Origin of the sequence: Thermomonas sp. XSG, from assembly GCF_014678725.1 — a bacterium.
Taxonomy (GTDB): domain Bacteria; phylum Pseudomonadota; class Gammaproteobacteria; order Xanthomonadales; family Xanthomonadaceae; genus Thermomonas.
In genome coordinates this window covers 2,081,045-2,096,140 of sequence record NZ_CP061497.1, presented here as the reverse complement: position 1 = coordinate 2,096,140, position 15,096 = coordinate 2,081,045, and the positions used below count along the sequence as shown (strand labels likewise).

At 67.2% G+C, this 15,096-nt stretch carries 16 protein-coding genes; 2 read left to right on the top strand and 14 right to left on the bottom strand.

The features are described 5' to 3' along the window. Positions 1–8: 8 nt before the first annotated feature. The gene (locus tag ICG51_RS09885) at positions 9–1,643 is read right to left on the bottom strand and encodes an NAD+ synthase (protein WP_190280204.1); all 1,635 of its coding nucleotides are present in this window, start codon (positions 1,641–1,643) and stop codon (positions 9–11) included. Between the two features lie 202 nt (positions 1,644–1,845). On the opposite strand from ICG51_RS09885, the gene ppa reads away from it, so the two are divergent. Continuing rightward, complete coding sequence (gene ppa, locus ICG51_RS09880) at positions 1,846–2,394, top strand: inorganic diphosphatase (protein WP_190280203.1); 549 nt, start codon at positions 1,846–1,848, stop codon at positions 2,392–2,394. Positions 2,395–2,430: 36 nt separating this feature from the next. Here the strand turns inward: ppa and ICG51_RS09875 are convergent, their stop codons facing one another. The 11 genes from ICG51_RS09875 to ICG51_RS09825 all read right to left on the bottom strand — a co-directional run bounded on the left by ICG51_RS09875 (position 2,431) and on the right by ICG51_RS09825 (position 11,189). Beyond that, a complete protein-coding gene (locus ICG51_RS09875) occupies positions 2,431–3,117 on the bottom strand; it encodes a potassium channel family protein (RefSeq protein ID WP_190280202.1) in 687 nt (228 codons plus the stop codon). Positions 3,118–3,137: 20 nt separating this feature from the next. Further along, on the bottom strand, positions 3,138–3,719 hold the full coding sequence (locus ICG51_RS09870) for a DUF4136 domain-containing protein (protein ID WP_190280201.1): 582 nt from the start codon (positions 3,717–3,719) through the stop codon (positions 3,138–3,140). Positions 3,720–3,859: 140 nt separating this feature from the next. Further along, positions 3,860–4,285 carry a F0F1 ATP synthase subunit epsilon gene (locus tag ICG51_RS09865; protein WP_190280200.1) on the bottom strand — a complete coding sequence of 142 codons (426 nt, stop codon included), beginning with the start codon at positions 4,283–4,285 and terminating at the stop codon, positions 3,860–3,862. Between the two features lie 89 nt (positions 4,286–4,374). Further along, positions 4,375–5,781: a F0F1 ATP synthase subunit beta gene (gene atpD / locus ICG51_RS09860; protein ID WP_190280199.1), complete on the bottom strand. Its 1,407-nt coding sequence runs from the start codon at positions 5,779–5,781 to the stop codon at positions 4,375–4,377. Positions 5,782–5,883: 102 nt separating this feature from the next. Next, on the bottom strand, positions 5,884–6,747 hold the full coding sequence (gene atpG / locus ICG51_RS09855) for a F0F1 ATP synthase subunit gamma (protein WP_190280198.1): 864 nt from the start codon (positions 6,745–6,747) through the stop codon (positions 5,884–5,886). Positions 6,748–6,841: 94 nt separating this feature from the next. Next, positions 6,842–8,392, bottom strand: a complete 1,551-nt coding sequence (atpA, locus tag ICG51_RS09850; RefSeq protein ID WP_190280197.1) for a F0F1 ATP synthase subunit alpha — start codon at positions 8,390–8,392, stop codon at positions 6,842–6,844. A 46-nt stretch (positions 8,393–8,438) separates the two neighbouring features. Next, the gene (locus ICG51_RS09845) at positions 8,439–8,966 is read right to left on the bottom strand and encodes a F0F1 ATP synthase subunit delta (RefSeq protein WP_190280196.1); all 528 of its coding nucleotides are present in this window, start codon (positions 8,964–8,966) and stop codon (positions 8,439–8,441) included. Between the two features lie 10 nt (positions 8,967–8,976). After that, positions 8,977–9,447: a F0F1 ATP synthase subunit B gene (locus ICG51_RS09840; RefSeq protein WP_190280195.1), complete on the bottom strand. Its 471-nt coding sequence runs from the start codon at positions 9,445–9,447 to the stop codon at positions 8,977–8,979. A gap of 134 nt (positions 9,448–9,581) precedes the next feature. Further along, complete coding sequence (atpE, locus tag ICG51_RS09835; protein ID WP_028838711.1) at positions 9,582–9,860, bottom strand: F0F1 ATP synthase subunit C; 279 nt, start codon at positions 9,858–9,860, stop codon at positions 9,582–9,584. A gap of 82 nt (positions 9,861–9,942) precedes the next feature. Beyond that, complete coding sequence (gene atpB, locus ICG51_RS09830; RefSeq protein ID WP_190282440.1) at positions 9,943–10,782, bottom strand: F0F1 ATP synthase subunit A; 840 nt, start codon at positions 10,780–10,782, stop codon at positions 9,943–9,945. An 11-nt stretch (positions 10,783–10,793) separates the two neighbouring features. Beyond that, positions 10,794–11,189, bottom strand: coding sequence for an ATP synthase subunit I (locus tag ICG51_RS09825; RefSeq protein ID WP_171033461.1), 396 nt, complete (start codon positions 11,187–11,189; stop codon positions 10,794–10,796). Between the two features lie 356 nt (positions 11,190–11,545). Between ICG51_RS09825 and ICG51_RS09820 the strand changes: the two genes are divergently transcribed. Further along, on the top strand, positions 11,546–11,761 hold the full coding sequence (locus ICG51_RS09820; protein ID WP_190280194.1) for a DUF2061 domain-containing protein: 216 nt from the start codon (positions 11,546–11,548) through the stop codon (positions 11,759–11,761). Positions 11,762–11,820: 59 nt separating this feature from the next. Here the strand turns inward: ICG51_RS09820 and lpdA are convergent, their stop codons facing one another. Both lpdA and aceF read right to left on the bottom strand, forming a co-directional pair. Next, positions 11,821–13,614 (bottom strand): dihydrolipoyl dehydrogenase, encoded by a 1,794-nt coding sequence (lpdA, locus tag ICG51_RS09815; protein WP_190280193.1) that lies wholly within the window; start codon positions 13,612–13,614, stop codon positions 11,821–11,823. Between the two features lie 10 nt (positions 13,615–13,624). Then, entirely contained in the window at positions 13,625–15,019 is a 1,395-nt protein-coding gene (gene aceF, locus ICG51_RS09810) for a dihydrolipoyllysine-residue acetyltransferase (RefSeq protein ID WP_190280192.1), read from the bottom strand. Positions 15,020–15,096: the final 77 nt, after the last annotated feature.

The following is a 15,096-nucleotide window of genomic DNA, read 5'->3' as shown; positions in this document are numbered from 1 at the left end:
CGGCGCGGTCATTCGCGCCAGCCGTTGCTGACCGGATAACGACGCTCGCGACCGAATGCACGCCGGCTGACCTTCGGCCCCGGCGCCGCCTGATGGCGCTTCCACTCGCCGATCCGCACCAGTCGCAGCACCCTGTCCACGGTGGAGGCGTCGAAGCCGGCGGCCACGATGTCGGCGCGCGACTGCTCCTGGTCGATGTGCCGCTGCAGGATCGCGTCGAGCACGTCGTAGGGCGGCAGCGAATCCTGGTCGAGCTGGTTCTCCCGCAGCTCCGCGGACGGCGGCCGGTCGATCACCGCCTGCGGGATCACCCGGTCGCCGACCGTATTGCGCCAGCGCGCCAGCGCGAACACCTCGGTCTTGTACAGATCCTTGAGCGGCGCATAGCCGCCGCACATGTCGCCATAGATGGTGGCGTAGCCGACGGCGTATTCGCTCTTGTTGCCGGTGGTCAGCAGCAGCCCGCCGAACTTGTTGGACAGCGCCATCATCAGCGCCCCGCGCACCCTTGACTGCAGGTTCTCCTCGGTGACGTCCACCGGCTGGCCGGCGAAGACGTGGTCCAGCGCCTCCAGATAGCCCTGGAACGGCTTTTCGATCGGCAGGGTGACCATCGCCACGCCCAGCGCATCGCACTGCTCGCGCGCCAGGTCGTTGGACAGATCGGCGGTATAGCGCGAGGGCATCCGCACCGCGGTGATGTTCTCCGCGCCCAGCGCGTCGGCGGCAATCGCCAGCACCAGCGCCGAGTCGATGCCGCCGGACAGCCCCAGCCAGACCTTGTCGAACCCGTTCTTCCTGCAGTAGTCGCGGGTACCGCGCACCACCGCGCGCCAGGCCAGCGCATCGCGGCTTTCGTCGCCATCCACCGTCCACTGCAGCGGCGCGAAGCGGCGCAGCTCGGGGTCGAAGTCCACCACCAGCCACTGCTCGTCGAACGCCAGTGCGGCCGGATGCACGGTACCGTCGCCGTCCGCCACCACCGACGCGCCATCGAACACCAGCGCGTCCTGCCCGCCGACCAGGTTGAGGTAGGCGAACGCGGCGCCGGTCTCGCTGGCGCGCTGCGCCAGCAGGGCATCGCGCTCGGCGTGCTTGTCGTGCTCGTAGGGGGAGGCGTTCGGCACCAGCACCAGCTGCGCGCCGGCGGCGACGGTGGAGGCGATGGGCTCGGCGAACCACAGGTCCTCGCAGATCACCAGGCCGACCCGGGTGCCGTTGACCTCGAACACGCAGTCCTCGCGATCCGGGTCGACATCGAACCAGCGGCGCTCGTCGAACACCGCGTAGTTCGGCAGCTCGCGCTTGCGGTAGGTCGCCTCGATGGCGCCGTCGCGCAACACGCTGGCGGCGTTGTAGACCACGCTGCCGGCCGCCTGCGGCCAGCCGACCACGGCGACGATGCCGCGCGCCTGCGCCGCGATGTCCGCCATCGCGGTCTCGCAGGCACGCAGGAAGGCCGGCCGCAGCAACAGGTCTTCCGGCGGATAGCCGGACAGCGCCAGCTCGGGGAACAGCACCAGGTCGGCGGCGTATTCGTCGCGGGCAAAGGCGATCATCTCGGCGATGCGCGCCGCGTTCCCGGCGACATCGCCGACCGGGAAATCGAACTGCGCCATCGCGATGCGGAGGTTTTGCGTCATCGGAGCCATCCTGAAACGGTGCGGATCCGCCCGTGCCACGCCGCGAAAGCGTCGGCGAAGGGCGCTGCAAGGATACAGGCTCTATCCCGGCGCTCCTTCCGCTGCGCACCGCTACCGCGCGCAACGGGTAAAATGCGAGGCCTCCCCCCTCTATTCACAGCCGCGCCCAGCCGGGTGCGGCACGCACGTCGGAGCGACCAACATGGGCCTGGACCTCGTCCCCACCGGCAAGAACCCGCCGGAAGAAATCAACGTCATCATCGAAATCCCCAAGGACGCCGAGCCGGTCAAGTACGAGGTGGACAAGGCCTCGGGCGCGATCTTCGTGGATCGCATCCTGTCCACGCCGATGCGCTACCCGTGCAACTACGGCTACGTGCCGTACACCGTCTGCGGCGACGGCGACCCCGCCGACGTGCTGGTGATCCTGCCGCTGCCGCTGGTGCCGGGCTCGGTGATCCGCTGCCGCCCGGTCGGCGTGCTGAAGATGAGCGACGAGGCCGGCAGCGACGAGAAGATCCTCGCCGTGCCGATCGACAAGGTGTTCGCCGGCTATTCCCACATCGACGACATCGAAAAAGTCAGCAAGCACTGGCTGCAGCGCATCGGCCACTTCTTCGAGCACTACAAGGACCTCGAAGACGGCAAGTGGGTGAAACTGGACGGCTGGGGCGGCGCGGCGGAAGCCAAGCAGATCCTGATCGACGCGATGGCGCGCTACCAGGCCAGCGACGACAAGCCCAGGTTCTGAGCCGCCCGCACCGGGGAAAGGCGGCGCGGCGGGTTCTCAGTCGCGCCGCTCGTGGTGGAGGACGGTCAGTCCGATCAACCGCGACACCACGGTGGCGATGTAGCCCACGCCGGCGAACTGCTCCAGCATGGTCAGGACTTTCGCCGGCGCGGTCAGCGGCAGGGTGTCACCCAGCCCGGTCGCCGACAGATTGCTGAAGCTGTAGAACAGCAGGTCCAGCCAGCGCCGCTGCCGCTCCGGCTCGATGCCGGAGAAGCTGCCGGGAAACCACGCCTGGCAGGCCAGGTATGCGTAGCCGAAGCCCCAGGCCAGCAGGGTGAATGTGGCGCCTGCGGCAAACAGCTCATCGGACGTGACCTTGTGGTCACCCAACATGTAGATCATCAGGCCGCCGGCGGCGTAGAAATACAGCGCAGCCTCCAGCAGTGCGGAATACGGCAGCACCGACTGGTGGCCGAACAGCACCCCGAGCACCGTGAGCACCATCGCCGGGATCGCCAGCAGCCAGCCGATCCAGTTCATCAGCGGGCTGCGCATCACTACCCACAGCGCCAGCGGCACCACCACCAGGGCAACAGCGCCGAACAGCAGGCGCCCGCCACTGCCGTCATCCATCAGCGGATAGACGAACAGGCTCAGCAGCTGCGCCGCCAGCAGGAATGCGGACGGGTGGCGCCGGGCCACCACCCGCCACCGCCGCGCACGCCACGAACCGGTCGCCATGGCCCGCGTTAGTCAGGCGCTTACGGCGCTGCCCGGTGCGGATACTTGGCGAAGATGGCCGCGATGGCGCGGTCGATCTCGGCCATGCGCTTCTCCGGCGGCGCCTTCTTGCCGGCCACCGGCGCGCTGGCCGCGCCTGTCCACACCATGCGGTTGCGCTTGCCGTCGACCAGATCGACGGTCAGGGTGCCTTCGCGGTACCGGCTCACCTGGGTTTCGTCGTACCACACCGGCACGGCGACATAGCTGCGATGGCGATAGCTGTAGAACCACTGCACGTCGCTGCGCGGCATGCTCCAGACCGCGGTGCGGTCTTCCACCACGCCCTGGAAATTGACCAGCAGGTCCGCACCTTCGGCCGTGTAGCGGTAACCGCGCGCTTCCATCTCCCTGCGCACATCCTCGCGGATGCGCTCGGAGATCCAGCTGGAGTAGCCGGACTGCTCCATCGCGATCGGCTTGTAGAAACCCCAGGTGCGGTACTGCGCGAAGCTGGCGGTGGGGTCCGCGTCGGTGCGCACGATCGGGCCGGTGGCGCAGGCGGAAAGCCCCAGCGTGGCGGCGGCCAGCAAGGCGCAGGCAAGGATCCTGATGGAACGCATGGTGGTTCTCCCGACGGGACGTAGGCCCATGATGATCGCATCGGCGTGGAGATGGCGCATGAACGACGGCACGCCGGGCGGCGCAAAAAACAAAACCCCGCCGGAGCGGGGTTCTGCATTCTGCCGGCGGGAAGCCCGGATCAGTGGCGCAGGTTCTTGCGCAGGCGCTCCAGCGCCTGCAGCTGCGCGGTGACCTCGGCCAGGCGCTGCTGGGCCTCGGCGATTTCCATCGCCTCGCCGCGGCGGGCGATGATGCGCTCGGCTTCTTCCTTGGCGGCGCGCACCGCGGCCTCGTCAATCTCGTCGGCACGGATCGCGGTGTCGGCCAGCACGGTCACGACCGTCGGCTGCACTTCCAGCATGCCGCCGGAAATCGCGAAGTCGAGCTTTTCGCCACCCGGCAGGGTCACGACGACCTTGCCCGGCTTCAGGCGGGTGATCAGCGGCGCGTGCTTGGGCGCGATGCCCAGCTCGCCCAGCTCGCCGGTGGCGACGACCAGTTCGGCTTCGCCGTGGAAGATCTCGGCTTCGGCGCTGACGATGTCGCAACGGATGGTGGATGCCATGTCTTTCGTTTCCGTATGGCGGGCCGGGGCCCGCCGTGGGTGTGCCGCATCGGCGGGCCAGGAGCCCGCCCTTACTCGGACGCCTGCGCTTAGGCGGCGATCTTCTTGGCCTTCTCGACCGCTTCATCGATCGAACCGACCATGTAGAACGCCTGCTCCGGCAGGTGGTCGTAGTCGCCGTCCACGATGCCCTTGAAGCCGCGGATGGTTTCCTTCAGCGGCACGTACTTGCCCGGCGAGCCGGTGAACACTTCCGCCACGTGGAACGGCTGGCTGAAGAAGCGCTCGATCTTGCGGGCGCGGGCCACGGCCTGCTTGTCCTCTTCGGACAGCTCGTCCATGCCCAGGATCGCGATGATGTCCTTCAGTTCCTTGTACTTCTGCAGGGTGGATTGCACGCGGCGCGCGGTCTCGTAGTGCTCGTTGCCGATCACGTTCGGGTCCAGCTGGCGCGAGGTCGAGTCGAGCGGGTCGACCGCCGGGTAGATACCCAGCGAGGCGATGTTGCGCGACAGCACGACGGTGGCGTCAAGGTGGGCGAAGGTGGTCGCCGGCGACGGGTCGGTCAGGTCGTCCGCGGGCACGTACACGGCCTGGATCGAGGTGATCGAACCGGTCTTGGTGGAGGTGATGCGCTCCTGCAGCACGCCCATTTCCTCGGCCAGGGTCGGCTGGTAGCCCACCGCCGACGGCATGCGGCCCAGCAGCGCCGACACTTCGGTACCGGCCAGGGTGTAGCGGTAGATGTTGTCGACGAACAGCAGCACGTCGCGGCCTTCATCGCGGAAGTACTCGGCCATGGTCAGGCCGGTCAGCGCCACGCGCAGGCGGTTGCCCGGCGGCTCGTTCATCTGGCCGTACACCATCGCCACCTTGGACTTGGCGTGCTCCTGCACGTTGACGACGCCCGACTCCTGCATCTCGTGGTAGAAGTCGTTGCCCTCGCGGGTGCGCTCGCCCACGCCGGCGAACACGGACAGGCCGCTGTGCTCGGTCGCGATGTTGTTGATGAGCTCCATCATGTTGACGGTCTTGCCCACGCCGGCACCGCCGAACAGGCCGACCTTGCCGCCCTTGGCGAACGGGCACATCAGGTCGATCACCTTGATGCCGGTTTCCAGCAGCTCGGTGGTCGAGGCCTGGTCTTCGTACGACGGCGCCGCGCGGTGGATTTCCCAGGTCGCGTCGGCCTGCACCGGGCCGGCTTCGTCGATCGGGTTGCCCAGCACGTCCATGATGCGGCCCAGCGTGCCGATGCCGACCGGCACCGAGATCGCGCGGCCGGTGTTTTCGGCAATCAGGTTGCGCTTCAGGCCGTCGGTCGAGCCGAGGGCGATCGTGCGCACCACGCCGTCGCCCAGCTGCTGCTGCACTTCCAGCGTGATGGCGGTGTTCTGCACCTTCAGCGCGTCATACACCCTCGGCACGCTCTCGCGCGGGAATTCGACGTCGACGACCGCGCCGATGATCTGTACGACCTTGCCCTGGTTGCTCATGGTTGTTTCCTCAAGACTCTCTAATGCTGCTTTTGTAGGAGCGGCATCCGCCGCGATCTGTTCCCGGTCGCGGCTGGTGCCGCTCCTACAGGAATGTTTGGGTCAAACCGCCGCGGCGCCGCCGACGATCTCGGAAATTTCCTGGGTGATCGCCGCCTGCCGCGCCTTGTTGTAGACGAGGTTCAAGGTATCGATCAGCTTGCTGGCGTTGTCGCTCGCCGCCTTCATCGCGACCATGCGCGCGGCATGCTCGGAGGCCACGTTCTCCATCACGGCCTGGTACACCAGCGACTCGATGTAGCGGGTCAGCACGTGCTCCAGCACGGACTCCGCGTCCGGCTCGTAGATGTAATCCCACTCGTGCTTGGCCATCTGCGTTTCCGCCGGCGGCAGCGGCAGCAGCTGGTCGAAGGTGGCCTTCTGGGTCATGGTGTTGACGAAGTCGTTGTAGGCCAGGAACACCTTGTCGACCTTGCCGTCCGTGTAGGCGTCCAGCATCACCTTGATCACGCCGATCAGCTGCTCCAGCTTCGGCGCATCGCCGAGGTGGGTGACCGACGCCAGCATTCCGACCTTGATCCGGCGGAAGAACACCGACGCCTTCTGGCCGATCGTGACCACGTCGACTTCGATGCCCTGCTCCTGCAGCGCACGGAACTCGACCAGCAGCTTGCGGAACATGTTGTTGTTCAGGCCGCCGGCCAGGCCGCGATCCGACGACACCACGACGTAGCCGACGCGCTTCACGTCCGCGCGCTGGACCAGGTACGGATGGCGGTAGTCGGTGTTGGCCTGCGCCAGGTGGCCGATCAGCTGCTTCATCGCCCGCGCATAGGGGCGCGAGGCCTTCATCCGGTCCTGCGCCTTGCGGATCTTGGAGGCCGAGACCATTTCAAGCGCGCGCGTCACCTTGCGGGTGTTCTGCACGCTCTTGATCTTGGTTTTGATTTCGCGTCCGCCTGCCATCTCTTCTCTCGCTGCTGCTGTTCTGTAGGAGCGGCTTCAGCCGCGACTGCCATATCCGGTCGGGGCCGAAACCCCTCCTACATGGATGCCCGGATTACCAGCTGCCGGTCGTCTTGAACTCTTCGATGCCCTTCTTGAAAGCGGCCTCGATGTCGTCGTTCCAGTTGCCGGTGGCGTCGATCTGGGCGACCAGCTCGCCGGCGGTGTTGGCGAAGTGGGCCTGCAGGCCTTCCTCGAACGCCAGCACCTTGTTCACCGGCACGTCGTCCAGGTAGCCCTTGTCCACCGCGTAGATCGACAGCGCCTGCTGCGCGACCGACATCGGCGCGTACTGCTTCTGCTTCATCAGCTCGGTGACGCGCTGGCCACGCTCCAGCTGCTTGCGGGTGGCGTCGTCCAGGTCGGAGGCGAACTGCGCGAACGCCGCCAGCTCGCGGTACTGCGCCAGCGCGATGCGGATGCCGCCGGACAGCTTCTTCATGATCTTGGTCTGTGCCGCGCCACCCACGCGCGACACCGAGATGCCGGCGTTCACGGCCGGGCGGATGCCGGCGTTGAACAGGTCGGTCTCGAGGAAGATCTGGCCGTCGGTGATCGAGATCACGTTGGTCGGCACGAACGCGGACACGTCGCCGGCCTGGGTCTCGATGATCGGCAGCGCGGTCAGCGAACCGGTCTTGCCCTTCACGGCGCCGTTGGTGAACTTCTCGACGTAGTCCTCGGACACGCGCGCGGCGCGCTCCAGCAGGCGGCTGTGCAGGTAGAACACGTCGCCCGGGTAGGCTTCGCGGCCCGGCGGGCGGCGCAGCAGCAGCGAGATCTGGCGGTAGGCCACGGCCTGCTTGGACAGGTCGTCGTACACGATCAGCGCGTCTTCGCCGCGGTCGCGGAAATACTCGCCCATCGCGCAGCCCGAGTAGGCACTGATGTACTGCATCGCGGCCGATTCGGAAGCCGAGGCGGCGACGACGGTGGTGTAGGCCATCGCGCCGAACTCCTCGAGCTTGCGCACGATGTTGGCGATGGTGCTGTTCTTCTGGCCGATCGCCACGTACACGCAGCGGATGCCGGAGTTCTTCTGGTTGATGATCGCGTCGATCGCCAGCGCGGTCTTGCCGGTCTGGCGGTCGCCGATGACCAGCTCGCGCTGGCCGCGGCCGATCGGGATCATGCTGTCGACCGACTTGTAGCCGGTCTGCACCGGCTGGTCGACCGACTTGCGCCAGATCACGCCCGGCGCGATGGTTTCCACCGGCGAATGGGTCTTGGCGTCGATCGGGCCCTTGCCGTCGATCGGCTCGCCCAGCGCGTTGACCACGCGGCCCAGCAGCTCGGGACCGGTCGGGACGGAGAGGATCTGCCCGGTGGTCTTGGCCACGTCGCCTTCGCGCAGGTGCTCGTAGTCGCCCAGCACCACTGCGCCCACCGAATCGCGCTCCAGGTTCAGCGCCAGCGCGGTGGTGTTGCCCGGCAGTTCGATCATTTCGCCCTGCATCACGTCGGCCAGGCCGTGGATGCGCACGATGCCGTCGGACACCGAGGTCACGGTGCCTTCGTTGCGGGCTTCGGCGGCGAGCGCGACCTTCTCGATGCGGGTCTTGATCAGTTCGCTGATTTCGGACGGGTTGAGCGTGGTGGTGGCCATCTTGGTTTCCTTGGTGCCGGCGTTGCCGCCCGCGTATGCAAATGAATTAGTTCGACAGCGCCGACTGCAGGCGCTCCAGCTTGCCCCTGACCGAACCATCGATCACGACATCGCCTGCGTCGATCAGCGCGCCGCCGATCAGGCTTTCGTCGATCGCGGTTTCGACCTCGACCTCGCGGCCGAAGCGCTTGCGCAGCGCCGCCTTGATCGTCTCGAGCTCGGCGTCCGCCAGCGTGGCGGCGGAAGTGACCTTCGCCCGCACCACGCGCTCGGCTTCGAAGCGGAGCTCGTCGAACAGGCCGGCGATCTCCGGCAGCAGCGGTAGCCGGCGGTTGTCGAACAGCAGGCCGAGCAGGTTGTGGAACGCGTCCTGAGCGCCATCGGGCGACAGCAGGGCGACCACGTCGGCGCGGGTCAGCTTCGGGTTGTCCAGCAGCACGGCGACCTGCGGCTCGGCGGCGACGCGGGCGGCGAAGCCCAGCGCGGCGGACCAGCCGGCAAGCGCACCGGCCTCGCGCGCCACCGCGAATGCGGCGCGGGCGTAGGGACGGGCAAGAGTGAGGGCCTGGCTCATGGTCCGGGCCTCAGAGCTGCGCGGCCAGTTCGTCGATCAGCGCCTTCTGGTCGTTGGCATTGATCTCGCGCGTGAGCAGCTTCTCGGCACCGGTGACGGCGAGCAGGGACACCTGCTTGCGCAGGTCTTCCTTGGCACGGTTGGCGGCGGCCTCGATCTCGGCTTCGGCCAGCGCCTTCTGGCGCGCACCTTCGGCGATCGCATCGGCCTTGGCCGCGTCGATCAGCGCATTGGCGCGCTGGTGGGCCTGTTCGATGATCTCGTTGGCCTTGGCGCGGGCAGCCTTCAGTTCGTCGGCGACCTTGGCGTCGGCCTGCGCGAGGTTCTTCTGCGCATTGTCGGCGGCGGCCAGGCCTTCGGCGATCTTCTGCTGGCGCTCCTCGATCGCCTTGATCAGCGGCGGCCAGATGAACTTGACGGAGAACCAGATGAGGATCGCGAAGCTGATCATCTGGCCCAGCAGGGTGATATTCGGATTCATGTCGTGACCTGACGTTTCAGAAGACCCGGCGCTGCGGGGCTTTCTTCAAGGCTGCGCCGCGGCGACATGCCGCGGCGCGATGTTGCAGGCACGCGCCACCCACGGGCGGCGCGCACCTTCACCACGCGACGCGATCAGGCGCCGGCAGCAGCCTGGACGGCGGCCAGCAGCGGGTTGGCGAACGCGAACATCATCGCGACGCCGACGCCGATCAGGAACGCCGCGTCGATCAGGCCGGCCAGCAGGAACATGCGGCCCTGCAGCATCGGCACCAGCTCCGGCTGGCGGGCGGCGGACTCGAGGAACTTGCTGCCCATGATGCCGATGCCGAGGGCGGCGGCGAGGGCACCCAGGCCGACGATGATGCCGATGGCGATGGCGGTGTAGGCCTGGACTTGGGCGATGAATTCCATGGTGGATCTCCAGTTGCGGTGCTTGCGGTGAATTGAAGGTGGAACGACGGAAGGTGGAACGGAACCGGGGTACAGCGATGGATCAGTGGTGCTCGTGCGCCATCGCCAGGTAGACGACGGTCAACACCATGAAGATGTAAGCCTGCAGCAGGATGATCAGGATGTGGAAGATCGCCCACATCGACTGGAACACGATGCCCGGCAGGAAGGTGAACCACGACACGAACAGGCCCGCGATCAGCATGAACACCAGCTCGCCGGCGTACATGTTGCCGAACAGTCGCATGCCCAGGCTGACCGGCTTGGACAGGTACTCGACCACGTTGAGGAACAGGTTCGGCAGCGCCAGCACGATCTTGGCGAAGGTGCCCTCGGCGTGGAACGGCGCGGTAAACAGCTCCTTGGTGAAGCCACCTGCGCCCTTGGCCTTGATCGAGTAGAAGATGATCAGCAGCAGGACGGTGAGCGACATGCCGAAGGTGGTGTTGATGTCGGCGGTCGGCACCCAGCGGAAGTAGGTGTGGTGGGCGACTTCCTCGCCGGCCACGGCCTGCACGGCGGCGCTGGGGATGTCCAGCGGCAGCAGGTCCATCGCGTTCATGAAGACCACCCAGATGAAGATGGTCAGCGCCAGCGGCGCGATGAAGCGGCGGTCACCATGGAAGGTGTTCTTGACTTCGGAGTCGACGAACTCGACCACCAGCTCGACGAATGCCTGCCCCTTCGACGGCACGCCAGCGGTCGCCTTGCGGGCATACCACCACAGCCAGAAGCTGGCGAGCAGACCCAGCGCAAGCGCGACCACCCACGAGTCCATGTGGACCGTGCCGAACGAGAACTGCTTGGTGTTGTGGGTCAGGTGGTGGACGATATAGCCGGTCAGGCCGCCGCCGGTGTCGCCGCCTTCAGGTGCCAGTCCCATAGCTTCCAGGATCACGCGTTCGTCCTCGTCGTACTGCGCTGTGCCACGAATTTCATCGAAACCACGAAGGCCGCCGCGGCCATCGCCGCCCCGGCCAGTACCGGCACCGCCGGCAATTTCCACACCGCCATCGCCAGATAGAGCCCGACGATCACGACCAGCCACTTCACCGCGGTGCCCAGCAGCAGGCGCCCCAGCGCCACGCCGGCACCGGCAACCCCGCCACCGAAAGCACCCCAGGCCGCCAACAGGCTGCCCAGCGCCATCGCACCACCACCCGCCAATGCGGCGAGCGCGGCCCGCGGACCGCTGATGTAGCAGGCTGCTGCCGTCGCCAGCGTGGCGATGATCTGGAAGACCACCACCCGCAGCGCCAGCCGCCAGCCCGCGTTGACGGAATTGAGCACGCGGACGTTCCCTGCAAAATCAGCCTGTATTGGCACGGAATCGCAGGGCGGTTGCGAAAACCGTCCTGCGAAGCCGCCGAATTATAGCAGGCGCTCTTTTTCAGCGGCAACCGCCAAAAGCCTTGCTGATCCGCTGGAACTTCCAAGCGTGGGCCCGGTCACAACCTGCAGCGTCCGCAAATTCCTCGTCAGATCCCGTGCGGGCGCCCGAAGCCCCGGCCCATCCCCGGCCGGGGCTTCCTTTTTCTGCCGCACCGGGCATGTGCGGAGGCGATTGCAGCGATCATGAATTCCCGCTGGAGCAACTGCACTGCTCATGCGATAATGCGAATGACTCTCAATTACAAGGCTCCGCCATGCGCAAGACCTTGAGCTTTGCGTCCCTGCATTTCCTGGTGGCGTTCTCGGTGGGCTGGCTCATGACCGGCAGCTGGCTGGTCGGCGGCGCGCTGGCCCTGGTGGAACCGGCCTGCAATACCGTGGTGTTCCACTTCCACGAGAAGGTGTGGAAGCGGATCGAGGCGCGTCGCGCCCACGATGGCCTGCCACCCCATGACGCCTTCACCGCCTGAAGCGACGGCGGCGCGGACCTGCGCCCGCGCCACTGTCGCTGCAGGACGAATGCAGCCGCCTACTTCTTCTTCTGGATGTACAGGTCGGTGATGCTGCCGTCGTAGACCTCCGCCGCCATACCCACCGACTCGCCCAGCGTGGGGTGCGGGTGGATGGTGTGCCCGATGTCGTGCACCTCGCAGCCCATCTCGATGGCCAGCGCGATCTCCGAGATCAGCTCGCCCGCGTGCACCCCCACTATCCCGCCACCGATCACGCGGTGGGTGGCCTCGTCGAACACCAGCTTGGTGAAGCCCTCCGTGCGCGACAGGCCGATGGCACGACCCGAGGCCGCCCACGGGAACTTGCCGACACCGACCTTCAGCCCCTTGGTCTTCGCCTCGGCTTCGGTCACGCCGACCCACGCGATTTCCGGATCGGTGTAGGCCACCGACGGGATCACCCGCGCCACCCATTCCTTCTTTTCGCCGGCGGCCACTTCCGCAGCCAGCTTGCCTTCGTGCGTGGCCTTGTGCGCCAGCATCGGCTGGCCCACCAGGTCACCGATGGCGAAGATGTGCGGCACGTTGGTGCGCATCTGCGCATCGACCGGGATCAACCCGCGCTCGCCGACGCGCACGCCAGCCTTGTCTGCATCCAGCTTCGCACCGTTGGCGCTGCGCCCCACCGCCACCAGCACGCGGTCGAACAGCTTGGCTTCGGGGATGGACTCGCCCTCGAACGTGCAGGCGATGCCGTTCTTCTGCGCTTTCGCCTCGACCACCTTGGTCTTGAGGTGGATGGCAACACCCTGCTTCTTGAGGCGGTCGGCCAGCGGCTTGACCAGGTCCGCGTCCGCGCCGGGGATCAGCTGCGGCATGAACTCGACCACGGTCACGTCCGCACCCAGCGCGCGATAGACGGTGGCCATTTCCAGCCCGATGATGCCGCCACCGACGACCAGCAGCTTCTTCGGCACCTCCGCGAGGTTGAGCGCATCGGTGGAATCCATGATCCGCGCGTCATTCCACGGGAACGACGGCAGCTTCACCGGCTGCGAACCCGCGGCGATGATGCAGTGGCCGAAGCGCAGCAGCTGGGTGGTGCCGTCCGCCGCGGCGATCTCCAGCTCGTTCGCCGAGACGAACTTCGCCACGCCCTGCACCGTTCGCACCTTGCGCTGCTTGGCCATGCCGGCCAGGCCCTTGGTGAGCTGGCCGACGACCTTGTCCTTGTATTCGCGCAGCTTGTCGATGCTGATCTTCGGCTTGCCGAAATCGACGCCGTAGTCGTTGGCGTGCGCGGCCTGGTCGATCACCTCGGCGGCGTGCAGCAGCGCCTTCGACGGAATGCAGCCGACGTTGAGGCAGACGCCGCCGAGGCTGGCGTAGCGCTCGACCAGCACGGTGTCGAGGCCGAGATCGGCGCTGCGGAACGCGGCGGTGTAGCCGCCCGGGCCGGCGCCGATCACCACCATCGCGCACTCGATGTCGGCCTTGCGGCCGGACGATGTGGCGGCTTGCGGTGCAGGCGTTGCCGGCTCCGCCTTCGCAACTGGCGCCGGCGCCGGCGCCGGTGCCGGCGCCTCGGCCTTCGCTGGCGCGGGCGCGGGCGGTTTCGGCGCGCTTTCGCCCGCCGCGCCCTCGATGACCGCAATCACGCTGCCTTCCGACACGGTATCGCCCAGCTTCACCTTCAGCGCCTTGACCACGCCGGCGGCAACCGCCGGCACTTCCATGGTCGCCTTGTCGGACTCCAGCGTGACCAGGCCCTGATCTTTCGTGACCGTGTCGCCCACCGCCACCAGCAGCTCGATCACCGGCACGTCGCCGTGGCCGCCGATGTCGGGCACCTTCGATTCGATATCCGCCATGTCCGTCTCCTCAGAGCATGGCCCGACGCAGGTCGGCCAGCAGCTGTCCCAGGTAGGTGGTGAAGCGGGCGGCGGCAGCGCCGTCGATCACCCGGTGGTCGTAGCTCAGCGACAGCGGCAGCATCAGCCGCGGCTTGAACTTCTCGCCATTCCAGACGGGCTTCATTTCCGACTTGGACACGCCGAGGATGGCCACTTCCGGCGCATTGATGATCGGCGTGAACGCGGTGCCGCCGATGCCGCCCAGCGAGCTGATGGTGAAGCAGCCGCCCTGCATCTGCTCGGGCTTGAGCTTGCCGTCGCGCGCCAGCGCCGCCAGTTCGCCCATTTCCTTCGCGATTTGAGCGACGCCCTTCTGGTCGGCGTCACGCAGCACCGGCACCACCAGCCCGTTCGGGGTATCGGCGGCGAAACCGATGTGGAAGTACTGCTTGAGGACGAGGTTGTCGCCGTCCAGCGAGGCGTTGAAGGTGGGGAATTTCTGCAGCGCCGCCACGCAGGCCTTGATCAGGAAGGCGAGCATGGTCAGCTTGCCGGTCTTGCCGGCGGCGATGGCCTTGGCGTTCTCCTCGTTGAGGGCGACGCGCAGCGCCTCTAGCTCGGTGATGTCGGCATCGTCGTGCTGGGTGACGTGCGGGATCATCGCCCAGTTGCGCGCGAGGTTGGCGCCGGAAATCTTCTGGATGCGCGACAACGGTTTGGTTTCGATGGCGCCGAACCTGGCGAAATCGACCTTCGGCCACGGGATGAGGCTGAGCCCGCCGCCAGCGCCGGAAGCTGCCACCGGCGCCGCGATGCCGCCGGCCAGCGCTGCCTTCACGAACTTCTGCACGTCTTCCCTGGAGATGCGGCCGCCGCGTTCGCTGCCGCTGACCTGCCCGAGGTCCACGCCCAGCTCGCGCGCGAACAGTCGCACCGCCGGGCTGGCGTAGGGCACCTTGGCCGGCAGCACCGCGTCGGCCTCGAAGCGCATCGGCGGGATGCCGGGCTGGCCGGGTTCGGCCACCGGCGCCAATGCCGGCACCGGGGCGCCACTTTCGACCACCACCTGTGCAGGTGCAGGTGCAGGTGCAGGTGCAGGTGCAGGCTTCGGCGCTTCAGCCGCTGGCGCTGGCGCTGGCGCGGGAGCCTGCGCAGCCGGGGCGGCGACAGCTGGCGCGGCATCGGCAGCTTCGATGACCGCCACCACCGCGCCCTCGGACACGGTGTCGCCCAGCTTCACCCTGACCTCCTTGACCACGCCGGCGAACGGCGACGGCACTTCCATGGTCGCCTTGTCGGATTCCAGCGTGACCAGGCCCTGGTCCTTGGCCACGGTGTCGCCGGGCTTTACCAGCAGCTCGATCACCGGCACATCACCGTGTCCGCCGATGTCGGGGACGCGCGCTTCCTTCAGCTCGGCCATGGCCGGAACTCCGCTTGTGGGGAAAGCGCCATGGGAACATATCGCGGGGCCGGCCACAAATCGCAGCGCAGCAATTT